Annotated in this window: 24 protein-coding genes; 20 read left to right on the forward strand and 4 right to left on the reverse strand. The window is 65.0% G+C overall.

The features are described from left to right. Window positions 1-405: 405 nt before the first annotated feature. From recF to VG566_RS15050, 16 genes are all read left to right on the forward strand, one after another. Window positions 406-1500: a DNA replication/repair protein RecF gene (gene recF, locus VG566_RS14975; RefSeq protein ID WP_014645406.1), complete on the forward strand. Its 1095-nt coding sequence runs from the start codon at window positions 406-408 to the stop codon at window positions 1498-1500. A 111-nt stretch (window positions 1501-1611) separates the two neighbouring features. Beyond that, window positions 1612-4071: a DNA topoisomerase (ATP-hydrolyzing) subunit B gene (gene gyrB, locus VG566_RS14980; protein ID WP_014645407.1), complete on the forward strand. Its 2460-nt coding sequence runs from the start codon at window positions 1612-1614 to the stop codon at window positions 4069-4071. Window positions 4072-4138: 67 nt separating this feature from the next. Then, a complete protein-coding gene (locus VG566_RS14985; protein WP_046433405.1) occupies window positions 4139-4987 on the forward strand; it encodes a CPBP family intramembrane glutamic endopeptidase in 849 nt (282 codons plus the stop codon). A 71-nt stretch (window positions 4988-5058) separates the two neighbouring features. Continuing rightward, window positions 5059-5865 carry a M48 family metallopeptidase gene (locus VG566_RS14990; protein ID WP_014645409.1) on the forward strand — a complete coding sequence of 269 codons (807 nt, stop codon included), beginning with the start codon at window positions 5059-5061 and terminating at the stop codon, window positions 5863-5865. 132 nt (window positions 5866-5997) lie between these two features. After that, window positions 5998-7191 (forward strand): tetratricopeptide repeat protein, encoded by a 1194-nt coding sequence (locus VG566_RS14995; protein ID WP_014035419.1) that lies wholly within the window; start codon window positions 5998-6000, stop codon window positions 7189-7191. A gap of 143 nt (window positions 7192-7334) precedes the next feature. Next, window positions 7335-8003, forward strand: coding sequence for an energy transducer TonB (locus VG566_RS15000; RefSeq protein WP_049408447.1), 669 nt, complete (start codon window positions 7335-7337; stop codon window positions 8001-8003). A 94-nt stretch (window positions 8004-8097) separates the two neighbouring features. Next, complete coding sequence (gene exbB, locus VG566_RS15005; RefSeq protein WP_005411738.1) at window positions 8098-8859, forward strand: TonB-system energizer ExbB; 762 nt, start codon at window positions 8098-8100, stop codon at window positions 8857-8859. A 61-nt stretch (window positions 8860-8920) separates the two neighbouring features. Then, window positions 8921-9346, forward strand: coding sequence for an ExbD/TolR family protein (locus VG566_RS15010; RefSeq protein WP_005421196.1), 426 nt, complete (start codon window positions 8921-8923; stop codon window positions 9344-9346). 3 nt (window positions 9347-9349) lie between these two features. Then, window positions 9350-9763, forward strand: a complete 414-nt coding sequence (locus tag VG566_RS15015; RefSeq protein ID WP_005411740.1) for an ExbD/TolR family protein — start codon at window positions 9350-9352, stop codon at window positions 9761-9763. A 174-nt stretch (window positions 9764-9937) separates the two neighbouring features. Next, window positions 9938-11398 (forward strand): cardiolipin synthase, encoded by a 1461-nt coding sequence (cls, locus tag VG566_RS15020; RefSeq protein ID WP_014645411.1) that lies wholly within the window; start codon window positions 9938-9940, stop codon window positions 11396-11398. 40 nt (window positions 11399-11438) lie between these two features. Next, window positions 11439-11708: a hypothetical protein gene (locus VG566_RS15025; RefSeq protein ID WP_014645412.1), complete on the forward strand. Its 270-nt coding sequence runs from the start codon at window positions 11439-11441 to the stop codon at window positions 11706-11708. A 9-nt stretch (window positions 11709-11717) separates the two neighbouring features. Continuing rightward, window positions 11718-12461, forward strand: a complete 744-nt coding sequence (locus VG566_RS15030; protein WP_014645413.1) for a pyridoxine 5'-phosphate synthase — start codon at window positions 11718-11720, stop codon at window positions 12459-12461. 142 nt (window positions 12462-12603) lie between these two features. Continuing rightward, window positions 12604-13695, forward strand: a complete 1092-nt coding sequence (locus VG566_RS15035) for a PA0069 family radical SAM protein (protein WP_164110156.1) — start codon at window positions 12604-12606, stop codon at window positions 13693-13695. A 57-nt stretch (window positions 13696-13752) separates the two neighbouring features. Then, window positions 13753-14358 carry a hypothetical protein gene (locus VG566_RS15040; RefSeq protein ID WP_229653730.1) on the forward strand — a complete coding sequence of 202 codons (606 nt, stop codon included), beginning with the start codon at window positions 13753-13755 and terminating at the stop codon, window positions 14356-14358. Window positions 14359-14425: 67 nt separating this feature from the next. Next, the gene (locus tag VG566_RS15045) at window positions 14426-14608 is read left to right on the forward strand and encodes a hypothetical protein (RefSeq protein ID WP_041863994.1); all 183 of its coding nucleotides are present in this window, start codon (window positions 14426-14428) and stop codon (window positions 14606-14608) included. 656 nt (window positions 14609-15264) lie between these two features. Next, window positions 15265-15828 carry a hypothetical protein gene (locus VG566_RS15050; protein ID WP_134967356.1) on the forward strand — a complete coding sequence of 188 codons (564 nt, stop codon included), beginning with the start codon at window positions 15265-15267 and terminating at the stop codon, window positions 15826-15828. Between the two features lie 96 nt (window positions 15829-15924). Here VG566_RS15050 and VG566_RS15055 read toward each other — a convergent pair whose 3' ends face one another. The 3 genes from VG566_RS15055 to VG566_RS15065 all read right to left on the reverse strand — a co-directional run bounded on the left by VG566_RS15055 (window position 15925) and on the right by VG566_RS15065 (window position 19303). After that, window positions 15925-16635, reverse strand: a complete 711-nt coding sequence (locus VG566_RS15055; protein ID WP_134966366.1) for a 2OG-Fe(II) oxygenase — start codon at window positions 16633-16635, stop codon at window positions 15925-15927. Between the two features lie 108 nt (window positions 16636-16743). Continuing rightward, window positions 16744-17760 (reverse strand): class 1 fructose-bisphosphatase, encoded by a 1017-nt coding sequence (locus VG566_RS15060; protein ID WP_032957939.1) that lies wholly within the window; start codon window positions 17758-17760, stop codon window positions 16744-16746. A gap of 340 nt (window positions 17761-18100) precedes the next feature. Next, complete coding sequence (locus tag VG566_RS15065) at window positions 18101-19303, reverse strand: aromatic amino acid transaminase (RefSeq protein WP_014645417.1); 1203 nt, start codon at window positions 19301-19303, stop codon at window positions 18101-18103. A 171-nt stretch (window positions 19304-19474) separates the two neighbouring features. Here VG566_RS15065 and VG566_RS15070 point away from each other — a divergent pair, with 171 nt between their 5' ends. After that, on the forward strand, window positions 19475-21568 hold the full coding sequence (locus VG566_RS15070; RefSeq protein WP_241884706.1) for a TonB-dependent receptor domain-containing protein: 2094 nt from the start codon (window positions 19475-19477) through the stop codon (window positions 21566-21568). A 79-nt stretch (window positions 21569-21647) separates the two neighbouring features. Here VG566_RS15070 and VG566_RS15075 read toward each other — a convergent pair whose 3' ends face one another. Continuing rightward, a complete protein-coding gene (locus VG566_RS15075; RefSeq protein ID WP_049408878.1) occupies window positions 21648-21992 on the reverse strand; it encodes a hypothetical protein in 345 nt (114 codons plus the stop codon). Window positions 21993-22139: 147 nt separating this feature from the next. Here VG566_RS15075 and VG566_RS15080 point away from each other — a divergent pair, with 147 nt between their 5' ends. From VG566_RS15080 to ligD, 3 genes are all read left to right on the forward strand, one after another. Next, on the forward strand, window positions 22140-22538 hold the full coding sequence (locus VG566_RS15080) for a hypothetical protein (protein WP_014035432.1): 399 nt from the start codon (window positions 22140-22142) through the stop codon (window positions 22536-22538). Window positions 22539-22702: 164 nt separating this feature from the next. Beyond that, on the forward strand, window positions 22703-23623 hold the full coding sequence (locus VG566_RS15085) for a Ku protein (RefSeq protein ID WP_032958403.1): 921 nt from the start codon (window positions 22703-22705) through the stop codon (window positions 23621-23623). A gap of 3 nt (window positions 23624-23626) precedes the next feature. Next, window positions 23627-26119, forward strand: a complete 2493-nt coding sequence (gene ligD / locus VG566_RS15090) for a DNA ligase D (protein ID WP_164166746.1) — start codon at window positions 23627-23629, stop codon at window positions 26117-26119. The last annotated feature ends 10 nt before the right edge of the window (window positions 26120-26129 follow it).

The raw sequence follows: 26129 nt of genomic DNA on the forward strand, positions 1-26129 counted from the left end.
CAGCTGTGGACAGCGTGGAACGATCGGTCTGAATTCTTTGAAATCTGTGGAACCGCCCAGGGCATGGGACCGTAGATTTCAAGGAATCTGCAGGTTCATCCGCTGGTACTTGTCGGCGACGAGGCAAGCGCTGTCTACGGCATCGCCTGAAATCGGCGAAATCCAAGGCTCACACCCCCGCTACCCTTCGCAGAATCGAAGGATTTCCGGGCTTGCCGAGACCCGCATCTGCTGGGATGAGGAAACAGCGCCACGTGGAACCAGCGGTCGGGGCGCAGGCAGACCTGCGGTAACTGCTCCATAGCTGGCCGGATAGCTGGCCGGGCACGTCCGGCTTGACCGATGCAGTAAGCTGATGGATTCCCTGCCCCTCTGCCGCCCCGTGCGGATGGTCTTTCGCGCCCCATGCTTATCCGCCGCCTCGCCCTGCACCAACTGCGTCGCTTCAATGCGGTGGAGCTGTCGCCCCAGCCGGGATTGAACCTGCTGACCGGCGACAACGGTGCCGGCAAGACCAGCGTGCTCGAGGCCCTGCACCTGATGGCCTATGGGCGCAGCTTCCGTGGTCGTGTCCGCGATGGATTGGTGCGCCAGGGCCAGGAAGCGCTGGAAATCTTCGTGGAATGGGACGAGCAACGTGCCAATCACCCGCCGCACCGCCGAAAGGCCGGCCTGCGGCACAGTGGCCAGGATTGGAAGGGGCGCCTGGACGGCGAAGACGTGGCCCAGCTCGGCAATCTGTGCGCAGCGCTTGCGGTAGTCACATTCGAGCCAGGCAGCCATGCGTTGGTCAGCGGTGGTGGCGAACCCCGCCGCCGATTCCTCGATTGGGGCTTGTTCCACGTGGAACCTGATTTCCTGTCCCTGTGGCGCCGGTATTCGCGGGCACTGAAACAGCGCAACGCCCTGCTCAAGCAAGGTGGCCCGTCGCGGATGCTGGATACCTGGGATCACGAACTGGCTGAAGCCGGCGAACCGTTGACCAGCCGTCGGCAGCACTACCTGGAGCGTCTGCAGCAGCGCACCGTGGCGCTGGCTTCCAGCCTGGCCCCGCAGCTCGGCATCCAGGCACTGGAACTCAGCCCGGGTTGGCGTCGGCACGAGCTCCCTCTGGCCGATGCGCTGCTTCTGGCCCGGGAACGTGACCGCCAGGCCGGATACACCTCGGTCGGTCCGCACCGGGCAGACTGGAGCGTGGATTTCCACAGCATTCCGGGTCGCGATGCGCTGTCCCGCGGCCAGGCCAAGCTGACGGCATTGGCCTGCCTGCTGGCGCAGGCCGAGGACTACGCGGAACAGCGCGGCGAATGGCCGGTGATCGCATTGGACGATCTGGGCTCGGAGCTGGATCGCACCCACCAGGCGCGGGTTCTGCAGCGCCTGCTCGGTGGGCCCGCGCAGATCTTCATCACCGCCACCGAAACGCCGGCGGCGCTGCAGGAACTGACCCACATCGCCCGGTTCCACGTGGAACATGCACAGATCGTGGCTGTGCCATAGTGGGCACACAGGGCCGCTCGACCCCGGCTGGTATAATTCGGGTTGGAATCCTTTCATTCTCGGCGCATCGCTCCAAGCGGTGGCCGACCTGCGGAGCCTACGGCAAGCGCAATGAGCGACGAACAGAACACCCCGGCAAACAACGGCAATTACGACGCCAACAGCATCACCGCCCTGGAAGGCCTGGAGGCTGTCCGCAAGCGACCCGGCATGTACATCGGCGACGTGCATGACGGCACCGGTCTGCACCACATGGTGTTCGAGGTTGTCGACAACTCGATCGACGAAGCGCTGGCCGGCCACGCCGACCATGTCGCGGTGACGATCCACGCCGACGGCTCGGTCTCGGTGTCCGACAACGGTCGCGGCATTCCGACCGGCAAGCACGAGCAGATGAGCGCCAAGCTCGGTCGCGAAGTGTCGGCCGCCGAAGTGGTGATGACCGTCCTGCACGCAGGCGGCAAGTTCGACGACAACAGCTACAAGGTGTCCGGCGGCCTGCACGGCGTCGGCGTCAGCGTGGTCAACGCGCTGTCGCAGAAGCTGCTGGTGGACGTGTTCCAGAACGGCTTCCACTACCAGCAGGAATTCAGCAACGGCGCCGCCGTGACCGCGCTGGCCAAGCTGGAAACCACCACCAAGCGCGGCACCACCGTGCGCTTCTGGCCGTCGACGGTCGCCTTCCACGACAACGTGGAATTCCACTACGACATCCTGGCTCGCCGCCTGCGCGAGCTGTCGTTCCTGAACTCCGGCGTCAAGATCGTCCTTGCCGACGAACGTGGCGATGGCCGCCGTGATGACTTCCACTACGAAGGCGGCATCCGCAGCTTCGTGGAGCATCTGGCCCAGCTGAAGACCCCGCTGCACCCGAACGTCATCTCGGTCACCGGCGAGCACAACGGCATCGTCGTGGATGTGGCGTTGCAGTGGACCGACTCCTACCAGGAGACGATGTACTGCTTCACCAACAACATTCCGCAGAAGGACGGCGGCACCCACCTTGCCGGCTTCCGCGGTGCGCTGACCCGTGTGCTCAACAACTACATCGAGCAGAACGGCATCGCCAAGCAGGCCAAGATCAACCTGACCGGCGATGACATGCGCGAAGGCATGATCGCGGTGCTGTCGGTGAAGGTGCCGGACCCGAGCTTCTCCAGCCAGACCAAGGAAAAGCTGGTCAGCTCCGACGTGCGCCCGGCGGTGGAAAACGCCTTCGGCGCGCGCCTGGAAGAGTTCCTGCAGGAAAACCCGAACGAAGCCAAGGCGATCGCCGGCAAGATCGTCGACGCTGCGCGTGCACGCGAAGCGGCGCGCAAGGCCCGCGACCTGACGCGCCGCAAGGGCGCGCTGGATATCGCCGGCCTGCCGGGCAAGCTGGCCGACTGCCAGGAAAAGGACCCGGCGCTGTCCGAACTGTTCATCGTCGAGGGTGACTCGGCAGGTGGCTCGGCCAAGCAGGGCCGCAACCGCAAGAACCAGGCGGTGCTGCCGCTGCGCGGCAAGATCCTCAACGTGGAACGCGCACGCTTCGACCGCATGCTGTCCTCCGACCAGGTGGGTACGCTGATCACGGCCTTGGGCACCGGCATCGGCCGTGACGAGTACAACCCGGACAAGCTGCGGTACCACAAGATCATCATCATGACCGACGCCGACGTCGACGGCGCCCACATCCGCACCCTGCTGCTGACCTTCTTCTACCGTCAGATGCCGGAGCTGATCGAGCGCGGTTACGTCTACATCGGCCTGCCGCCGCTGTACAAGATCAAGCAGGGCAAGCAGGAGCTGTACCTGAAGGACGACCCGGCGCTGGACAGTTACCTGGCCAGCAGTGCGGTGGAAAACGCCGCGCTGGTGCCGGCCACCGGCGAACCGGGCATCGAAGGCCTGGCGCTGGAAAAGCTGCTGCTGGCCTATGCCGCCGCGCTTGATTCCATCGAACGCAATGCCCACCGCTATGACCGCAACCTGCTCGAAGCGCTGGTCGATTTCGTGCCGATGGACATGGACAGCCTGCGCAATGCCGGCGAAGGCGAAGGCCTGGATGCGCTGGCCAAGCGCCTCAACCAGGGCAGCCTGGGCAGCCCGCGTTTCAGCCTGGAACTGCAGGAGGCCAACGAGGAACGCCCCGCCGCCGTGCTGGTGACCCGTCGCCACATGGGCGAGGAGCACATCCAGGTGCTGCCGCTGTCGGCGTTCGAAAGTGGCGAACTGCGTGCGATCCACCAGGCCTCCAAGCTGCTGCACGGGCTGGTGCGCGAAGGTGCAACGATTTCCCGCGGCGCCAAGTCGATCGAAGTCGACAGCTTCGCCAAGGCGCAGAACTGGCTGCTCGAGGAGGCCAAGCGCGGCCGCCAGATCCAGCGATTCAAGGGTCTGGGTGAAATGAATCCGGAGCAGTTGTGGGATACCACGGTGAACCCGGAAACCCGTCGCCTGCTGCAGGTGCGTATCGAAGACGCGGTCGCCGCCGACCAGATTTTCAGCACCCTGATGGGCGATGTGGTCGAACCGCGTCGCGACTTCATCGAAGACAATGCGCTGAAGGTCGCCAACCTGGATATCTGACACAATCGGGACCTGGCCGGTGCGCGGGGAGCTGCACCGGCCTTCGTCCCTTGAACGCAGGTACCTGATGTCCGCATCCGCCCCGGTCTCCGCCGCTCCGCCTCCGGTTCCGCCGCCGTCTACCCCGCCGCGCGCCGTGGCACCGTTGGCAGGTTTCTTCATCGACCTGGGCATCGCCGCCGTCACCCTGGTCGGCCTGAGCATGGTCACCGGACTGTTCTGGGGCTTCTACCGTGCGATCGTGGTCAGCCGCGCCAACGTCGCGGCCAATGGCGGTGCACTCACACCTGACAGCGCCGGCGCGGCAGTGGGCCAGCCCGGGGCCCTGGCCCAGATCCTGATGGCCCTGATCGCCACCGGTGGTGCCGCACTGCTGCTGTACTTCTGGCGGCGCCCGGCGAACGCCGGCGAACGCCTGGCCTCGCGACAGGCGCTGCAGCGTCCTTCCACCTGGGGCTGGACCCTGCTGGTGGCCACGCTGATCGTGGTTGGCAGCAACGGCGTCGCCTTCCTTTCCAAGCAGTTCGGCATCGAGCCGGTGCCGACCAACGTGGAACTGATGCAGAGCGCGATCGCGCGCTTCCCGTTGTTCCTGGTGCTGTTTGCGGTCGTCCTCGCCCCCGCCTACGAAGAGCTGCTGTTCCGTCGTGTCCTGTTCGGGCGCCTGTGGCAGGCCGGCCGCCCCTGGCTGGGCCTCATCCTCAGCAGCCTGGCGTTCGCCCTGGTCCATGAAGTGCCCGGTGTCAGCAAGAACTCGCTGCTGGGCATGGCGCAGCTGTGGCTGGTCTACGGCGGCATGGGTGCCGCCTTCTGCTGGCTGTACCGCCGCACCGGCACCCTGTGGGCGGCGATCACGGCGCATGCGCTGAACAACGCGGTGGCGCTCGCCGCAATGGTGTTCCTGGGGTCAACGTAACGCCGTGCCCGCTTGACGAAAGATTAAGCAGGTACGCTACACACTGCGCACATGAACACGGGGGCGGACCCATGAAACAACTGCTGCTGGCTCTAGTCATCACCACCGTAGTCAGTGCCTGTGCGACCACCACCTCGCCAACCGGAAGACGGCAGATGGTGGGCGGCGTATCGCAGGCACAGCTTGACCAGCTCGGCGCGCAGGCGTTTGCCGAGACCAAGCAGAAAGAGAAGATCAGCACCGATGGCCGCCAGAACGGCTACGTGCAGTGCGTGGTCAACGCGTTGGTCGCGCAGTTGCCGCCTCAGTACCGTGGCGTACGGTGGGAGACCGCCGTGTTCGTCGACAAGGAACCGAACGCCTTTGCCCTGCCCGGCGGAAAAGTGGGCGTGAACACCGGCATTTTCACCGTCGCCAAGAACCAGGACCAGTTGGCTGCCGTGATCGGCCATGAGATCGGCCATGTCATCGCGCGTCACCACGAAGAACGCATCACCCGGCAGATGGGCGCGCAGACCGGCCTGGCCGTGCTGGGCGCGCTGGCCGGTGCCGCCTATGGCGATGGCGCCGCCAGCACGGTCAACCAGCTGGGCGGGATGGGCGCGCAGGCGGCCTTCCTGCTGCCGGGTTCGCGCACGCAGGAAAGCGAGGCAGACGTGATTGGCCAGCGGCTGATGGCGCAGGCTGGATTCAACCCGGCCCAGGCCGTGGACCTGTGGCAGAACATGATGGCCGCCAGCGGCGGTCGCAGCCCGCAATGGCTGTCCACCCACCCCGATCCGGCCAACCGGATCCAGGAGCTGCGACGTGATGCACCGGGCCTGACGCCGGTCTACCAGCAGGCGCAGGCGGCCGGGCTGCGGCCAAAGTGCGGATGAGTGCGCAGTTCTATGCTGTATTGCAGCACATAAAACGATTTCTCACGCCATCTGTTTCTGATACGTTTGGCGGCTCAGATTTTTCTGACAGTCCGACTTTGCCGCTATCCGGCGGTTCGATCGAGGTGAACGATGATTTTCCGTAACCACAAAGCTGTGCTTTCCGTCCTCGTCGCGACCGCCCTGACCGGCGCCGTGGTCACCGATGCCTTTGCGCAGTCCTCGCGTTCCTCCGACCGTGGCAGCCGCGGCGGTAGCAGCAAGCAGGCCAAGGCCGAACCGCTGTACCCGAATGCGACCCGCCAAGAGCCGACCGCCAAGGCCTCGGCCAAGATGGGCAGCAAGCTGCAGAAAATGATCGACAGCTACAACAAGGAAAAGTTCCCGGAGACGCGCGAACAGGCTGACGCGATCCTGGCCGACAGCGCTTCCAACGAGTACGACAAGTCGCTGGCCGCGCAGCTGGCCTCGCAGGCCGCCTACCAGACCGACGACGTGCCGGGCGCCATCGCGTATCTGAAGCAGGTGATCCAGTTCAACGGCCTGGACAACAACGGCCACTTCCAGTCGATGCTGATGCTGGGCCAGCTGCAGCTGCAGGAAGACAAGACCGCCGAAGGCCTGGCCACCCTGGACAAGTACTTCGCAGAGAGCAAGTCGACCAAGCCGGAAGAGCTGATCGCCAAGGGCCAGGCGCTGTACCAGCTGGAGCGCTACCAGGAAGCGATCCCGGTGCTGAAGCAGGCCATCGCCGGCGCCGCCGAGCCGAAGGACAACTGGAACCAGCTGCTGATGGCGGCCCTGTCCGAAGCCGGCCAGACCGGTGAGGCCGTGCAGGCCGCAGAAGCGCTGGCGGCCAAGAATCCGACGGACAAGAAGGCCCAGCTGAACCTGGCCAACATGTACATGCAGGCTGACCAGATGCCGAAGGCCGCCGCGGTGATGGACAAGCTGCGCAGCAGCGGCCAGCTCACCGAAGAGCGCGAGTACAAGCAGCTGTACTCGATCTATGCCAACACCGAGAACAAGGAAAAGGACGTCATCGCGGTCATCAACGAAGGGTTGCAGAAGGGCATCCTGAAGCCGGATTACCAGGTCTACCTGGCGCTGGCCCAGTCCTACTACTACTCCGACCAGGTGCCGCAGGCGATCGATGCGTGGCAGAAGGCTGCCCCGCTCTCCAAGGACGGTGAGACCTACCTGAACCTGGCACGCGTCCTGCATGCCGAAGGTCGCGTCCCCGAGGCCAAGCAGGCCGCCCAGCAGGCGCTGGCGAAGGGCGTGAAGAACCAGGCGGATGCCAAAAAAATCATCAACCTGAAGTAAGTAGGAATAACGCCTGAATGCCTGCTCAGTTGATGCGCAGGCGCTCAGGATTGGTATAAGCTTGGAGGTTCCTGCGGTGTCATGCACCGCTGATCAGGGATCCCGCCCCCGGGATTCCGGCCCCACTATTGAGCTCTTGGCGCATGACGGAACAACTAGTCGTTCACCGGTACGAACAACCCGATGACAAGGGGCTGAGCTGGCCTCGCATCGTCGGCATCGCGTTTGTAATTGCCCTGCATCTGGCCGCCTTCATGATGCTCCTCATTCCCGCCGTGGCTCCCAAGGCCGTCGCGGAGAAGGAGCGCAACGTCATGGTGACCATCGTCGACGCGCCGCCGCCGCCCCCACCGCCGCCGCCGCCGCCGCCGCCGCAGGATACTCCGCCACCGCCGGTGAAGAATCTGTCGCCGCCGAAGCCGTCGCCCGTACCGCCGCCGCCGCAGGCGCCGGTCGTGGACGTGCCGGAGCCGCGCCCGAACGATATCGTCACCCCGCCGTCGCCCCCGTCGCCGCCGGCTCCGCCGACCTCGATCGAGGCCAGCGTGGACATCTCGTCGAAGGCCATGAATCCGCCGCGCTATCCGCCGGCCGCCTTCCGCGCGGGTATCCAGGGCGAAGTGATCCTGATCATTGATGTCGATGCCAACGGCAACGTCACCAATGTCACGGTGGAAAAGTCCAGCCGTAACCGCGACCTGGACCGTGCTGCGATGGAAGCAGCTCGCAAGTGGCGCTTCAACGCCGCTGAATCTGGCGGTAAGAAGGCGGCAGGTCGCGTTCGCGTCCCGGTCAACTTTGCGCTGAACTGATGCGTCCGGGTGGCCCTCCGGCCACCCCCGCTCCCGGTTCGATTGTTTAGCTTAGCTACACCCTTTATCACCACACACAACAAAGGTAAGCGTCATGCTGCAGGAAATTTTCATCGCCGCTGCTGCCGGGGGCAATCCGTCCAACGCCCTGTCGCAGATGGGCTTCGAGCACCTGATCCACGAAATGACCACCAAGCCGGGTGATTTCGCGGTTTCCTGGGTCGTGCTGCTGACCCTGATCGCCATGTCGGCCATGTCCTGGTACTGGACCGTCATCAACATCTTCCGTGCCACCCGCCTGAAGAGCGCCGCTGACCGCGTCGTCAGCCTGTTCTGGGACACCCCGAACGCGCAGGACGCCATCCGTGCGATGGAAGAGCAGCCGGCTTCGGAGCCGTTCTCGAAGATCGCCCTGGACGCTGCCCAGGCCGCTGCCCACCACCAGCGCGCTGAAGGCGGTGCTACCGGCGGCGTCGGTGAGAACCTGAGCCGTTCGGAGTTCGTCGACCGCGCTCTGCGCCAGGCCGTCACCCGCGAAAGCAACAAGCTGCAGTCGGGCATGACCCTGCTGGCCACCGTCGGCGCGACCGCTCCGTTCGTCGGTCTGCTGGGTACCGTGTGGGGCATCTACGGCGCGCTGATCAAGATCGGTGCCACCGGCTCCGCTTCGATCGACGCCGTTGCCGGCCCGGTGGGTGAAGCGCTGATCATGACCGCGATCGGTCTGTTCGTCGCAATCCCGGCCGTGTTCGCCTTCAACTTCTTCAGCAAGATCAACAGCGCGACCATCAGCAAGTTCGATACCTTCGCGCACGACCTGCACGACTTCTTCGCCACCGGTTCGCGCGTCCGCTAATTGCGGCGCGCGTCACCCAGCGACGAAGTAAGTAGTCACCAAGATCTAGACGGAGCCCGTTATGGCTTTCAGTAGTGGTAACAGCGGCGGCCCCATGGCCGACATCAACGTTACGCCCCTCGTGGACGTGATGCTGGTGCTGCTGATCATCTTCATCATCACGGCGCCCCTGATGTCCCACAAGGTCAAGGTGGATCTGCCGGAAGCCAACCTGATCCAGAAGCCGGAAGATGCTGAAAAGCGTCCGAACCCGATCACGCTGGCAGTCAAGGAAGACGGCTCGATCTACTGGAACGACGAAGAAATCAACAAGCAGACTCTCGAGTCCCGCTTGGCGACCGCCGCACAGCAGACCCCGCAGCCGCCGCTGAACCTGCGTGGTGACCGCACCACCAAGATGCGCGTCATCAACGACCTGACCAAGGTCGCGCAGGAACAGGGCATGCTGGACGTCGGCTTCGTTGCGACCAAAGAAAAGGGGCAATAAGCCATGGCATTCAGTAGTGGTGGTGGCAAGGGCCCCATGGCAGACATCAACGTCACGCCCCTCGTGGACGTGATGCTGGTTCTGCTGATCATCTTCATCGTGACCGCGCCGATCATGACGTACCCGATCGCCGTGGACCTGCCGCAGCGCGTGCTCAACCCACCGCCGCAGCTGGTCGAACCGCCGCCGCCGATCGAACTGAAGATCGACGCCAGCAACCAGGTCTCGTGGAACAACAGCCCGATCAATACCAGCGAGCTGCAGCAGCGGATGGAGCAGGAGGTCCAGCGTGACCCGACCAACCAGCCGGAACTGCGCATCGACGCCAGCCCGGATTCCGAGTACGACGTGATGGCCAAGGTTCTGGCCGCCGCGAAGAATGCTCAGATGAAGAAGATCGGATTTGTGCAGCAGTAAACGCTACACCGCAATACAACAGTCATGACGCGACTGCAGACGCCCCTGGAAACAGGGGCGTTTTTTTGTGTTCTCGTCGTGGCGCACGGGTTGGGGTCAGATCCCTTTTCCTGAGGAAAAGGGATCTGAGCCCATCCGACCCCATCCGGCAGCAGGCGCCGCTATGATCGGCGGATGCTCGCCCTCTTCGACTCCCTGCGCCATTGGCTCGACGGCATCGCCCACCTCGGCACGATCCTGGCGGTGGCCTACCTGCTCTACCTGTTCGCGCTGGCGGGCTGGATCATGCTGCAGAAGCGCGAGCCGGTGGCCACGCTGAGCTGGATCCTTTCGCTGGCACTGCTGCCCTACCTCGGGCTCTTCATCTACTACCTGCTGGGGCCGCAGAAGGTGAAGCGGCAACGGCTGCGTCGTGGCCGTGCACGCTCGGGCATGGAGCACTACAGCGATGTCTGCCCGCCCGATTCGGACTGCACCGAGCTGGCCAAGGTTGCCCAGGCCACCACCGGACTGGCGCCCAGCAGTGCCACCGAGGTGACCTGGCTGGTCGACGGCGCAGCCACCTATGCCGCGCTGCTCGACGCGATCGCGCAGGCGCGCGACCACGTGCACCTGGAGTACTACATCTTCAACCCCGACCATGCCGGCACCGCACTGCGCGATGCCCTGGTCGAACGTGCGCAGGCCGGTGTGCAGGTGCGCCTGCTGCTGGATGCGGTGGGCTCTTCCGCCCTGCCCCGGCGCTTCCTGCAGCCACTGCTGGACGCCGGCGGCGAAGCGATCTGGTTCCATCCGCGACAGCTGCTGAAGCCGTTCAAGCGCCCGTGGCTGAACCTGCGCACCCACCGCAAGCTGGTGATCGTCGACGGTCGCCTCGCCTTCACCGGCGGCATCAACATCACTGACGAGGAAGACGAGAGCCGCAGGCCCGACGCTTACCGCGACCTGCACATGCGTATCCGCGGCCACGTGGTGCGCAGCCTGCAGCTGGTGTTCGCCGAGGACTGGCTCTATGCCAGTGGCCAGGACCACTCGCGTTTCGACATCGCCCGCCTGTGGCCGGCCGACATGCCGCTGCGTGCGGATGGATCGATCAGCGCCCAGGTGCTGGTGTCCGGGCCCGACTCGGGCTGGGAGACCATCCACCGCCTGCACGTGGCGGCGATCCAGGAAGCACACGAGCGCGTGTGGCTGGTGACGCCCTACTTCGTGCCCGGTGAAGCAGCGAGGATGGCGCTGACCTCGGCCGCGCTGGGCGGCCTGGACGTGCGCCTGCTGGTGCCGAAGATGAGCGACTCCTGGTTCGTCACCCAGGCCGCACGGTCCTACTTCGACGAACTGCTGCACGCGGGCGTGAAGATCTACGAGTACGGCCCGCGCATGCTGCATACCAAGGCGTTCATCGCCGACGACGATGTCTGCATCGTCGGCAGCGCCAACTTCGACCACCGCAGCTTCCGGCTGAACTTCGAACTGTCGATGATGATCAGCGACCGTGACCGCGTCGCTGCGCTGGCCGAACTGCTGCAGGGCGAATTCGACCGTTCCACGCGGGTGCACGACCAGGCCGGCCGCTCGCTGTGGCTGCACCGCCTGCCCGAGGCCTTCGCCCGGCTGGCCTCGCCGCTGCTCTGACGCAGCGCTACACTGCGGCGATCATCCGGGGAGCCCGACTATGTACTGGTTGTACCTGCTGCTGGCGCTGGGCTGCTTTGCCTTCGCCCTGAAGACCCCGAGCGCGGGGTTGATGACCCTGTGCCTGCTGGCGGCGCTCGGCTTCCTGCTGGCCTGGGTGCGCGGCCGCTACGTGGCCCGCTTCGGTGACCTGCAGCGCGACCCGGCCACGCTGATCGATGCCGAGGAGCTGCGCCGCCTGCGCGAACAGGCCCAGGCCCGCCGCACTGACGACCACAACGACCACGACCCGTCCCCTCTTTCCAAGTAGTCCCGTTCCATGACCCAGCTCAGCGTCAACGTCAACAAGATCGCCGTCCTGCGCAATTCGCGCGGCGGCGCCGAACCGGACGTGGTGCGCGCCGCCCAGGCCTGCCTGGATGCCGGCGCGCATGGCATCACCGTGCATCCGCGGCCGGACCGCCGGCATATCACCGCCGAGGACGTGCTGGCCCTGTCCACGCTGACCCGCGCGCGTGGCGTTGAATTCAACATCGAAGGCAATCCGTTCGCGCCGCCGCGCGAGGGCTACCCGGGGCTGCTGCCGCTGTGCGAACAGACCCGTCCGGCGCAGGCCACCCTGGTCCCCGATGATGACGGCCAGATCACCTCCGACCACGGTTTCGACTTCGAACGAGATGCCGAGCGCCTGCGTCCGCTGGTGGCTGCGCTGAAGGCCATGGGGTGTCGGGTCAGCCTGTTTGTTGACGCAGGCAACCCATTGCTGGAGCAGGCAGCTGAGGTGGGGGCGGACCGCATCGAGCTGTATACCGGGCCCTATGCAGAGGCGCATGCGGCGGGCGATGCCGATGCGATGCTGGCGCTGTTCGCCACTGCTGCCCGACGAGCGCAGGCCGTCGGCCTGGGTGTCAATGCTGGCCACGACCTGTCGCAGGACAACCTGCGCGACTTCCTGGCCCACGTGCCGGAGGTGCTGGAGGTGTCGATCGGTCACGCGCTGATCGGCGAGGCACTGTATGACGGGCTGGATGCCACCGTGCGCGGGTACCTGGCGCTGCTCTGATGCATTGCAGCCGAGCGTAGGCTCGGCTCCACAAGGTCTCTGCATCAACTGTAGAGCCGAGTCCATGCTCGGCTCAGCCTCGCCCTGAACCCTTCAGGCGGCCGTCGCAGCCATTGAGACGGCCACGACGTACCCTGCCGCAATGGGTATTGCGATCAAGGGCCGAGGTTCCACGTCCCACCTTGCCGGGCGCTTTGAAAGCACCGTCAGCGAGGCGGTGGACGACGGCTGGGCGGTCGACGAAAGCGAAGAGTTCCTCGCCCCGCGCCTGCGCACCGAAGTACGCGCCGAAACCGCGCGCAGCATCATCACCCGCAACAACTCGCCCGACGTCGGCTTCAGTCAATCGGTGAATCCCTACCGCGGTTGCGAGCACGGCTGCTCGTACTGCTTCGCCCGCCCTTCGCATGCCTATCTGAACCTGTCGCCGGGGCTGGACTTCGAGACCAAGCTGTTCGCCAAGACCAATGCGCCGCAGCTGCTGCGCAAGGAACTGTCGAAACCGGGCTATGTGCCGCAGCCGATCGCACTGGGCATCAACACCGATGCGTACCAGCCGATCGAACGCAAGTTCAAGCTGACCCGCCAGCTGATTGAAGTGATGCTGGAGACCCGGCATCCGTTCTCGCTGATCACCAAGAACGCACTGGTCGAGCGCGACATCGATCTGCTCGCGCCGCTGGCCGCGGAGAACCTGGTCAGCGTGCACTTCTCGGTGACCTCGCTGGACCCGCATCTTTCCGCGAAGCTGGAACCGCGTGCATCAGCGCCACATGCACGGCTGCGCGCGATGAAGCGCCTGCATGACGCCGGCATTCCGGTCGGTGTGATGGTGGCGCCGGTGATTCCCTGGATCAACGACAGCGAGCTGGAAGCCGTGCTGGAGGCTGCGCACGACGCAGGTGCGAGCACCGCCGGTTACGTGCTGCTGCGCCTGCCGCTGGAAGTGGCACCGCTGTTCCGCGACTGGCTGGATACGCACCATCCCGATCGCGCTGCGCACGTGATGAGCACCATCCAGCAGCTGCGCGGTGGCAAGGACTACGACAGCCAGTTCGGCACGCGTATGCGTGGCCAGGGCGTGTATGCCGATCTGTTGAACAACCGCTTCAAGCTGGCACGCAAGCGTCTGGGCTTCAATGCACAGAACAGCCATTGGCCGAAGCTGGATTGCAGCCGTTTCCAGAAGCCGCTGCCGCCGAAGAAGGAGTCGCCGCAGGGCAGTCTGTTCTAGGGCTCTGGACCGCAGCGCGATCCACCGGTAACAATCCACACCCTGCCGCATCGCCTGGTGTTGTACACGATGAAATGCAGTCACTGCTTCCGTGCCAGTGGTCTTCTTCTCTGCCTTGCGACCCTGCAAGTCCAGGCCCGCGCCCTGCACGAATGCATCGTCGTTCCGCAGGCCGCGGTCGTCACTGAAATGCCGGCTGGCCTGGACGAGTTCGAACAACGTTTGTGGACAGCAAATGCAGGTCAGGTGGTCAGCAAGGGCACCGACACCCTTCTTCTGCTTCGCCTGTTCTCGGAATCACCGGGCGTGATGGATTCCCAAGAGTTCACCAAGGTCACCGGCACCCTGTCTGGATACACTCCGTCCTCTGAAGGGATTCCGGCCGTGCTCGGCGCACGCCTGAGCAGTGGCAGCGCGGGCTTCGCGCACAAGGGAGACTACTGGTTGTCCGATTCAGCGGATATCGAACTACATCGGCCGCACAAGGGCGACAGTCGGATCGAAGTCAAAGTGACGGCTGTTGGGTGGAACAGCTATCGAAAGGAGGACCGTTCCTTCTATCTCCAGTTCACCTGTCAACTCGAGGAGATCCCCGTCGAGAAGCTCAGTGCCTGGCAAGGCGGCAACGGCAACCTCTTGGGATCCTTTGGACCTGCCAGATAATCGAGCGGATCAACCTTTACCCAATACTGGCTTATTTCGATGTATCTGGAACAATGCGATAACTGAAGTGAAGATCATCCACCGGCTCGGCATCGCGTTCCTTTGGATGCTTCCACTGAACTTTCTTCTGCTGACGACTGCCAAGCTGATGTCAGGAAACGCGCTTGGGAACGAAGAACTCGTGGGCTTCGGCGTCGCCCTCTTTGGTCTGATGGCGGGAGGGATTCTCTATCGCCGCCGCCCTCGGTAGAGGTGAGTTCGTTCGACCGTGGTCCGGGTCCATTGCTGAGAAAGCATTGACTGGAGGTCCTGGCATGGCAGCCTTGAAGAGTGGCGGAGCTCTCCTGGGGCATCACAGAGCCAAGGCAGTCAGAATCATTTCTGACTGGACGACCGCTCGCGGCGGATTCAAGGCACTGGGTACATCATCCGCGGTAAGGCGACTGTGCGAGGAACTTATGGCACCGCGAAAAAGCAGGAAAAGAGATCCAGGATTGCCAGTCGTCCAGCACTGGTTTGTGCGATCGCGATTTGGAGAGTGATGAAGATTCTACTTTGGGTACCTGTTGGTTTATTTGCTTTGCTGTCATTGAGAGCAATCGCGTTCGTCGCCTATCAAGGGCTAAATGGAACTGCCTTCGAGGAAGAGGAAATCATTGTCGCGGGGATCGGATTGGTCTGCGGCTGGATCGCCTGGGTCATGCACAAGACCTTGATCAGGCCAGGTAGGAAGCCGAGACCCTGATTCTGAGCCGGTGGTTCCGGGCGAGCTGGTCGGTGTCGACCGCCGTGGTTACGACGCGAGCGATATAAAAAATTCGCACCGTACAAGTAGATGTTTCTGGGGAGCGCGACTGTGCGAACGAGATTGTTGATTGCGCTTGTTCTAGGCTTGAGCTGCAGCGCGTGCGCGTCGCTGCTTCTGGTAGCCATAAGATCAGCGCCTTCTACGTGTCTAACGCCAACTCTGATGTGACCGGCTGCGAAAGGTCTGACTACAGGGAAATTTCACTTGCGTGCCATCGGATTGTTGATGGCGACAATGTCGTAGTGGCATTGCGCGAGTACACAGCGACCAAGATTGAGAATGAAAGATACAGGAAGCTGACATTGATCCTTCCCCCGAATCTGGCGGAGGGCGATGTCTTCAGTTTGACGGAGGGTGATATCAGGGCGTTCTACAGCACTGGCCTTAGCCTGAGACCTAGCAGCACTGGATGCTACGGAAAGGCCGTTTCAGGCAGCGTCGAAATCCTCAGGAAATCCAATGATCTGATGCAGCTTCGCATCAACGCGCGCTTTGATCTCGATAGCCCCGCGGGCTGGAAGGACCACTGCAAGATGCGCGAGCTCAGCTATGAACTGAATGCCATCCGGAGACCGCTGGGTCAGGTGGGCGCCTGGGAAGGCGTGCACGCCCCTGGAGATTCTCTTATCAGCGAGGGCAGCCCGAGTAGCGGATTGCCTTAGGAGATAGCACCAACTGCCCGCACGACAGCACAGGATCTCGGGGGCCCGCTTCTTGATCCGGACAAGATGCTGAGAACATCGAGTGACCAGTTTGCTTCACCCTCCCCCAAACAACTTCTGCGCACTCTGGAACAGGATCCAACTCGTCGCGATGAACTTGTCGCCACCCTGCGGCCGGTTGCCACGATGGGTGTGGGTGAACGCCGTCGGGGCGATCAGCAGGCTGCCGGTACGCGGCGCGATCTTGCGGCCCTGGAACAGGAACTCGGTTTCACCTTCGTCAAAGTCGTCGTTGAGGTACAGCGTCCACAGCACATGCCGGTGCAGGGTCTCGGCCTGCGCATCCTTCGGGTACAGCTCGCAGTGCCAGTACGGGTAGCCGCCCTCGCCCGCCGCATACCACTGCAGGTTGATCGCACCCGGGCGCAGGCAGGTGCGGGCCAGATCGGCCAGCTGCTGCTGCGGCATGTCGGGGAAGTCCTCGGCGGACAGGCGTCGCGGTTGGCCGTTGCTGTCCTGGATCTGCAACATCAGTGGGGCGATCAACGCCTGTGGATAACGGCGTAGATAAGTCAGCAGGCCGTTGAACACCGCAATCTGCAGCTGCTGATCAACATCCTGCCAGCCGTCCAGGCCACTGATGCGCAGATCCTTGCTGTGCTTGAGTTCCGGGAACACGCCACTGCCCACCGCACCGGGCAGCAGGCCACGCGTCGCACGCATGCGCTCGACGATCGCCGCGCAGACCTCGCTGGGGACGGCGTTGTGGATGACTTCGATGAAATCGACCGGGCCCTGCTCGTGCATGCGTGCATTCCTTAGGCGGCAACGGCTTGATGGTGCCGTTTGCCGCCCTCGGTGTCACCCCACGGTCATGTCATCGATCTGCCATGACCGCTGTCAGGCGATCGGTTGTCAGCCCTGTGCGTCGTCGTGTGCGTGGTGGTAGCGCACGGCCTCGGCCACTTCCTCGCGCGAACCGAGGAACACCGGCACGCGCTGGTGCAGCTGGTCGGGCTGGATGTCGAGGATGCGCTCGCGGCCGGTCCAGGCGGCACCGCCGGCCTGCTCGACCAGCAGGCCCATCGGGTTGGCTTCGTACATCAGGCGCAGCTTGCCGGCCTTGGATGGGTCCTTCTTGTCCCACGGGTAGATGAAGATGCCGCCGCGGGTCAGGATGCGATGCACGTCGGCCACCATGCTGGCGATCCAGCGCATGTTGAAGTTCTTGCCGCGTACGCCTTCCTTGCCCGCCAGCAGGTCGCCGACGTAGGCCTGCATCGGCGCTTCCCAGTGGCGCTGGTTGGACATGTTGATCGCGAATTCCTGGGTGGCCGCCGGGATCTGCATGTTCTCGGTGGTCAGCACGAACTCGCCCTTCTCGCGGTCCAGGGTGAAGGCGTGGGTGCCATGGCCGACGGTCAGCACCAGCTGGGTGCTGGGCCCGTAGATGCAGTAGCCGGCGGCGATCTGCTTGCTGCCCGGCTGCAGGAAGGCGTCGTCGCCCGGCAGCTCGACATTGGTCGGGCAGCGCAGCACGGAGAAGATGGTGCCGACGGAGACGTTGACGTCGATGTTGGAGCTGCCATCGAGGGGATCGAACAGCAGCAGGAAATCACCGCGGGGATAGATGTCCGGCACCGGCTGGCTGTGGTCCATTTCCTCCGAGGCGCAGGCGGCGAGGTGGCCACCCCAGGCGTTGGCTTCGAGCAGGATCTCGTTGCTGATGACGTCGAGCTTCTTCTGCGCTTCACCCTGCACGTTGCCGGTACCGGCGTCGCCGAGCACGCCACCGAGGGCGCCCTTGCTGACGGCGATGGAGATGCTGGTGCAGGCGCGGGCGACGACCGCGATCAGCTGGCGCAGGTCGGCATTGATGCGGCCGGCGTGCTGTTCCTGGATCAGGAAGCGGGTCAACGAAGTACGGGACATGAGCGGGCAGGTCTCGGCAGCGGGAAAACGCCTATTGTCGCCCGTCTGGCGGGGGCGTGCGTGAGCGCGGGAAGGCGTAATCGTTTCCAGATGCGTTGCGCTTGTGGCGCCTTCCTTTTGTCGAGGCGCGTGGAAGGGGGAGGCGATGCAGGACACGCTGCAAGTACGTCCATGTAAGCTCGATGGCGCCATCCATGGCGCCAACGGTCCTGCATCACCTCCCCCTCCCACGCGCTTCAGGGTTCGCCGCGAGCGCGGTGGGGATGGCAAAGGCAAGAGCAAAAGCAAAAAACAAAGGCGCCTTTCGGCGCCTTTGTCCTCAAGCTACTGGAGCGTTGCTTCAGCCCTTGGCGACGGTGGCCACGGCCTTGGCGACGTATTCCAGGTTGTTCTGGTTCAGCGCGGCCACGCAGATACGGCCGGTGCCGACGGCGTAGATGCCGAACTCGTCGCGCAGGCGCTCGACCTGCTCACGGCTCAGGCCGGAGTAGGAGAACATGCCGGCCTGCTCGTTGATGAAACCGAACTGCGGTGCACCGGCAGCGGCCAGCTTCTCGACCAGGCCGTGGCGCAGGGCGTGGATGCGCTCGCGCATCTCGGTCAGCTCCTGCTCCCACATCGCACGCAGTTCCGGGTTGGTCAGCACGCCGGCCACCAGTGCAGCGCCGTGGGTGGATGGGCTGGAGTAGATGGTGCGGATCACGCGCTTGACCTGCGATTGCACGGCCTTGGCGTCAGCGGCGGTCGGCGCCACCATCGACAGCGCACCCACGCGCTCGCCATACAGCGAGAACGACTTGGAGTACGAGTTGGCGACGATGAAGCTGTCGATGCCGGCTTCGGCGATGATGCGCACCGCTGCGCCGTCCTGCTCGATGCCCTTGTCGAAGCCCTGGTAGGCCATGTCGATGAAGGGGAACAGCTGCTTGTCCTTCAGCAGTTGCGCGACCTGCTTCCACTGGGTGACCGTGAGGTCAGCGCCGGTGGGGTTGTGGCAGCAGGCGTGCAGCAGCACCACGGTGCCGGCTTCCAGCTTGCCCAGGTCGGCCAGCATGCCGTCGAAATCGACGCCATGGGTGCCCGGGTCGAAGTAGGTGTAATCCAGCACCTCGAAACCGGCGGCGCTGAACACCGCACGGTGGTTTTCCCAGCTCGGGTTGCTCAGCGCAACGGTGGCGTGCGGCAGCAGCTTCTTCAGCACGTCGGCGCCGACGCGCAGCGCACCGCTGCCACCAACGGTCTGCGCGGTGGTCACGCGGCCGGCGGCCAGCAGCGGCGAATCCTTGCCGAACACCAGCTCACGCGTCGCCTGCGTGTACGCCGGCAGGCCATCGATCGGCAGGTAGCCGCGCGGTTTGGCTTCAGCGGCGAGCTGCTGCTCGATCTGCTTGACGGCGCGCAGCAGCGGAATGCGGCCGCTCTCGTCGTAGTAGATGCCCACACCCAGGTTGACCTTGGTCGGGCGGCTGTCGGCGTTGTACGCCTCGGTCAGGCCCAGGATCGGGTCGCCTGGGACCAGTTCCACGTTTGCAAAGAAGGACACGGCGGTACTCGTTCGGTAGACGGAAAGGGGGAGGAAGTGCGCTACGCGGTCCGCGGCTTTTCGGCCGGAAACAGCCCATCGTAACAAAGCCTGCCGGGGCTGGCCGCCGCCATCGTCATCCGCGGCCCCGTACCATGGCGTGCGTTGCCGCCCGATCCATCAACCTGAATCATGAATCCCGCCGCACGACGCCGTTGCCTGCCGCTGTCCGCCCTGCTGCTGTCGCCTTGGACGGCGGTGGCCGAGCCTGCGCCCACCGCCCTGCCTGCGGTGCAGGTACAGGCCGCCCGGGTGCCGGGCATCGATCCGTTCGCGCTGCCGGCCAGCCAGGACACGGTCTGGATCGACGCCAGCCGCGCGGGCACCGGTGCGCAGCTGTCTGAGGCCTTGGCCGGGGTCCCCGGACTGCTGGCACGTGACCGGCAGAACTTCGCCCAGGACACGCAGCTGTCGATTCGTGGCTTCGGCGCACGCTCGACCTTCGGCGTGCGCGGGGTGCGGGTGCTGATCGACGGCGTGCCGGCCACCATGCCTGACGGCCAGGGCCAGCTGTCGCATGCCAGCCTGTTGGGCGCCGAGCGCATCGAGGTGCTGCGCGGGCCGTTCTCGGCGCTGTACGGCAATTCCTCCGGCGGCGTGCTGCAGGTCTGGAGCGCGCAGGGCCAGGCCGGTGACCCGTGGCGGTTGCGCGTGAATGCCGGCGCCGACAACACGCTCAGTGTCGGCGCACAGCTCAAGGGTGCCGGCCCAGCGCTGGACTACAACATCGCGGCCAACCACTTCCGCACCGATGGCTGGCGGGACCACAGCCGTGCGCGCCGCGAATCGCTCAACGCACGCATTGGTGGTGATCTAAGCGGTGGGCGGCTGGAGCTGCTGCTCAATGCGCTGGATGCCCCCGATGCGCAGGATCCGCTGGGCCTGAGCCGTGCCCAGGTGGCGGCTGATCCGCGCCAGGCCACGGCAGTCGCGCACCAGTACAACACCCGCAAATCGGTGCGCCAGCAGCAGGCTGGCCTGCGCTGGACCCGGGAGACCGGGGCAGAGCGCTGGCAATTGATGGGCTATGCCGGCCAACGCACGGTGACCCAATACCTGCCGATTCCGCCGGCACCCCAGACCAACAGCCCGCTGCATGCCGGCGGCGTGATCGATCTGCAGGGCGGGTATGGCGGGCTGGACGCGCGCTGGGGCTGGCACGGCGACCTCGCCGGCCGGCCGCTGGACCTGGTGGCCGGGCTCAGCGCCGACCGCCAGCGCCAGCACCGCACCGGCTACGAGAACTTCGTGGGCAGCGCCCTCGGGGTGCGCGGGCGCCTGCGCCGTGACCAGATCGATACCGTGCAGAACGTGGACCAGTTCGCCCAGGCCTGGTGGCAATGGAGTCCGCGCTGGTCGCTGCTGGCCGGGGTGCGCCACAGCGCGGTGCGTTTCGACTCGGACGATCGCTACATCACCACCCGCAACCCGGATGACAGTGGCCACCGGCGCTACCAGGCGACCACGCCGGTGGCAGGCGTCAGCTTCGAGGCCAGCCCGCAGTGGCGCCTGCATGCCGCCGTGGGGCGTGGATTCGAGACCCCCACCTTCAACGAGCTGGGGTATCGCGCCGATGGTCAGGCGGGCCTGGCGCTGGATCTGGCGGCCGCCCGCAGCCGCAGCCTGGAGCTAGGCAGCAAGTGGCACGCACAGGATGGAACCCAGCTCGATGTCAGCCTGTTCCGTGCAGATACCGACGATGAGCTGGCAGTTGCCAGCAACATCGGCGGTCGCAGCACGTATCGCAACATCGGCCGAACCCGCCGCCAGGGTGTTGAATTGCAGTATCGCCAGCCGCTGGCCGAGCAGCTGGAGCTGCAGCTGGCGTGGACCTGGCTGCAGGCGCAGGCGCGTTCGCCGTACCTCACCTCCAACACCCTGGTTGCCGCCGGCAGCCGCCTGCCCGGGGTACCGCGCCAGCAGGCCTTTGCCCGGCTGCAATGGTCGCCCGGCCAGTGGCAGTGGGCGCTGGAGGCCTCCGCCGGCAGTGATACCGTAGTCAACGACGTGGCGACCGAACGCGCGCCCGGCTTCGCCCTGCTGCATCTGGAAGGCGGCCGTCGCTGGGCCCTGCCGGGTGGCGAGCTGCGCGCCTTCGCCCGGATGGAGAACGTGCTGGACCAGGCCTACATAGGCTCGGTGATCGTCAACGATGGCAACGGGCGCTTCTACGAACCGGGACCGGGACGGCGGGCCAACGTCGGCCTGCAATGGTCGTGGCGTTGAAGGGGTAGTGCCGGCCGCTGGCCGGCATCGCGCCGTGCAGGACGTCAGGAGGTTGCCGGCCAGCGGCCGGCACTACCCGTCAGTCGGGGGCCTTGGCTGGCACGAACGGCGATGTCGGGTCGCTGGCCGGGAAGGTCTCCTCCAGCGCTTCGTCCTGGTTGTCGCTGGCGCGCTGCTTGCGTTCGCGGCGCTTGAGCGGGCTTTCCTGGCCACCGCGATGGCGGTCACCGCCATCCTTGCGGTCCTGCGCTGCCTGTTCAGCCTCGTGCTTCACCGGCAGATGGTCGCTCCCGTGCTCGGCATCGAAGAACGGTGCGCCGGTGCCACGGTAGTCGGCGTTGTCGGCATCGCGCTTGCCGCGCTGCTCGCCGGGAATGGGCGGGTGGTTCTCCCGCAGCGGGTCTCGCGAGGTCTCTCGGCTCATGGTCTGGTACCTGCCCTTGGGGGGATTCCACTACACCGCGACGCAGGTAAAGCCGCCGCGAACCTGGCGTCATGAACATCTCGCTCACCCGCTGGTAACGGCACCGCGCGTATTCCTGCCCACCCGCCCCCGCTGCAGGAGCCGGCCATGCCCCGTCTTGAACGACCCGCACCGTCCGTGTTCAACGCCCTGCTCGATCCGCTCGGCCAACGTACCGCGCAGCGCCGCACGCGCCGCCATGAGGATCCGCAGGCGGTGGCCCAGGACTATCTGCAGTACATGCTCAGTGACTACGAGGAACGTCGCGGGCAAAGTCATCGCAACTGGCGTGACCTGTGCCCGGTCTATGCCTTCGCGTTGACCACCCATGCTGCCGACTGGCCGCGCGGTGACGCTGCCGATACCTGCGAGGAATTGGCCGAGCACTGGGAACAGATGCGCGGGCAGTCGCGGCTGGGCTGGTCGCAGGCGCGGCCGGTGGTGGAGGACGCCTGGCGCGCGCTGGACCATATTCCGGCGGCGGCGGTGAGGCCGTTGCTGCAGTAGTGCCGGCCGCTGGCCGGCAACCCCAGGACACTTCAGGCCGCGAGCTCTGCCGGCCGGCGGCCGGCACTACCGCACCTGCGTGGAACCCACGTGCACGGTATCGACACGGGTGGTTTACACCGCCCATCCGAAGCTGGGTGCCCTGCCCCATCAAAGGTGCGTCCATGGCCCGCCCGATCTGGACCGGTACGCTGTCCTTCGGACTGCTCAATGTGCCGGTGTCGCTGATGTCCGGCGAACGCAAGGTTGACCTGCAGTTCCGCATGCTCGACTCGCGCGATCGCAAGCCGATCCGTTTCGAAAGGGTCAACGCCGACACCGGCGAGGAAGTGCCCTGGAAGGACATCGTGAAAGCCTATGAGTACGACAAGGGCAGTTATGTCGTGCTGGAGGAAGGCGACATCCGCTCGGCGGCGCCGGAAAGCCACGAAGCGGTGGAGGTGGAATCCTTCGTGGACGCAGCGCAGATCGACCCGCGCTACTACGAGAAGCCGTACCTGCTGGTGCCCGGCAAGAAGGCCGAAAAGGGCTACGTGCTCCTGCGCGAAACGCTGCGCAGTACCGGCAAGGTAGGCATTGCCCGGGTGGTGGTGCGCACGCGCGAGTACCTGTGTGCGGTGATGCCGCATGCGGACGCGCTGGTGCTGATGATCCTGCGCTATCCGCAGGAACTGGTGGATCCCGAGGACTACAAGCTGCCTGCCGGCAAGCTGTCCGACTACCGCATCACCAGCAAGGAAACGGCGATGGCCGAGCAGTTGATCGAGTCGATGTCCGGCGATTGGGACCCATCGCACTACCACGATGAATTCCGCGAGCGCCTGCAGCAGGTGCTGAACAAGCGCATCAAGTCCAAGGGCGGCACCACGCGGGTGGAAGATGAGCCCGCACCACACGAGGATGCGACAACGAACGTTGTCGACTTCATGGCGTTGCTGCAGAAGAGCCTGGATGCGAACAAGCGCACGCCGGCGAAGAAGGCCGCAACGCGCAAGGCAGCTGCAAAGTCGACGGTGAAGAAGGCCGCAAAGAAGACAACGAAGAAGGCTGCGAAGAAGGCCGCACCACGGCGCAAGGCAGGTTGAACCATGTCGCTGCACCAGTACCGGCGCAAGCGCCGGCTTGGCGGAGGCACAGGGCAGACGCCGGAGCCTGACGACACACCCGCACGCGGTGATCCGCAGCGGCGGCCAACCTTCGTCATCCAGCTGCATCATGCCAGTTCGCGCCACTATGACTTCCGCCTTGAGATGGACGGCGTGCTGAAGAGCTGGGCGGTGCCGAAAGGTCCTTCGCTTCGCGTCGGCGAGAAGCGGCTGGCCGTGGAAGTGGAAGATCACCCGTTGTCCTACGCTGGCTTCGAGGGCGACATTCCCGAAGGCCACTACGGCGCGGGGCACGTGGAGGTGTTCGATCAGGGCACCTGGGCCTGCGAAGGCGATCCACTGCAGGCGCTGGCAGCTGGAAAGATCGACTTCGTACTGCATGGACAACGCCTGGCCGGTGGCTGGAAGCTGGTGCGCACGGCAATGAAGGGACGCCAGGTGCAGTGGCTGCTGATCAAGCGCGACGACGAGCAGGCGCGCGATGCCGAAGCAGACGATCTGCTGGACGCGCACGTGCCCAAGCGCGCATCCACCGTGATGAAGCGCACTGAGGGGAAGGCAGGGCGTGCTGTGCCCGCCGCACGCACGGCTACCCGCAAGGCCGATGCACGCTGGCATGCGCGCGCGCTGAAACTGGACGGCGCACGTGACACGCCCTACCCGCATGGGTTCAAACCGCAATTGACCGATCATCGCGACAGCGCGCCGGACGGCGCGCGTTGGCTGCACGAGATCAAGTGGGACGGCTATCGCCTGCTGGCCGATCTGCACGACGGCGAGGTGAAGCTCCGCTCCCGCAATGGCCTGGATTGGACCGATGACTTCCCCGAGGTCGTGCAGGCCGTGCAGGCGCTGCCGGTGCGCGATGCGCGCCTGGACGGTGAGCTGGTGGTGCTGGACAAGGAAGGGCGCAGCGATTTCGCAGCGTTGCAGCGCGTGATCGATGGAAGCTCGAAGCAACCGCTGCGCTACATCGTGTTCGATCTTCCGGGTGTGGCCAACGCGGACATCAGTCGTGCGCCATTGCTGGAACGCAAAGCGCTGCTGAAGGATCTCATCGGACCGGTGCCCGGCATCCTGGCCTTCAGCGAACATGTGATCGACCAGGGCCCGCAGGTGTTCGATGCCAGTGGCCAGGCCGGATTCGAAGGCATCGTCAGCAAGCAGGTGGATGCCCCGTACGTGAATACCCGCGCGCGCAGCTGGGTGAAGGTGAAGCACGAAGACACCGACGAGTTCGTGATTGTCGGCTACACGGCCCCCAGGGGCTCGCGGGTGGGTTTCGGATCATTGTTGCTGGCAACGCCGGACAAGGAGGGTCTGCGCTATGTGGGCCGCGTCGGTACCGGCTTCGACGACGAGAACCTGCGCGCGCTGCTCAAGGCATTGCAGCCACTGGCAGTAAAGACGCCCGTGCTGCAGCTTCCGGCGCATGTGCCGTTCCGCGCCGCCAGCGTGCGCTGGGTGAAGCCGGTGACGGTGGCGGAAGTGGCGTTCCGTGGCTGGGGCAAGGAAGGCCTGCTGCGCCAGGCCAGTTTCAAGCGGCTGCGCAGCGACAAGCAGAAGGAGGACCTGGGAATGAGCAACGCAACAGCAGTTGCTGAAGCCGGGGGTGAGGTCCAGATCACGCATCCGGAGCGGGTGGTGTTTCCCAGTCAGGGACTGGGCAAAGGCGACGTGGCCGACTATTACCGGCGCATGGCGCGCTGGATCCTGCCCGAAATTGCCGGACGGCCGCTGTCATTGCTGCGCTGCCCCGATGGGGTGGGCAAGGCCTGTTTCTTCCAGAAGCATCATGGCCCCGGCCTGGGCGACGCGGTGCACGCGGTGCCCCTGCAGCAGAAGAGCGGCCGCGAGGACTATGTCTATATCGACGACGCACGGGGCCTGCTGCAGCTGGTGCAGATGAACACGCTGGAGCTGCATCCGTGGGGTGCGACCGTAGCAGACACCGAGCATCCGGATCGACTGGTATTCGATCTCGATCCTGGCAACGGCGTCAGCTGGGCACAGGTGAAATCGGGTGCACGTGATGTGCGTGATCGTCTGCAGCAGGTGGGCCTGGAGAGCTTCGTGCGGCTGTCTGGCGGCAAGGGGCTGCATGTGGTGGTACCGCTGCAGCCCAAGGCCGGCTGGGACGAGGCGAAGGCGTTCTGCGAGGCCTTTGCGCAGGCAATGGCAAAGGAGCAACCTGATCGCTATGTGGCGACGATGAGCAAGGCCAAGCGCAGTGGCGTCATCTTCATCGACTGGTTGCGCAACACCCGAGGGGCCACCAGCGTGTGCTCGTGGTCGCTGCGCGCGCGCGATTCCGCCGGTGTGGCAGTGCCGCTGCGCTGGGAGGAACTGGCGCGTATCAGTGCCGCCGACGCCTTTCCCATGGGCAAGGCGCTGGCGAGGGCGCAACGCCTGAAGAGTGACCCATGGCAGGGCATCACGCAGTTGAAGCAGACGCTGCCGTCGCTGAAGCGGTAGTGCCGGCCCC

This window comes from Stenotrophomonas sp. CASM114, assembly GCF_049384325.1.
GTDB classification, from domain to species: domain Bacteria; phylum Pseudomonadota; class Gammaproteobacteria; order Xanthomonadales; family Xanthomonadaceae; genus Stenotrophomonas; species Stenotrophomonas muris.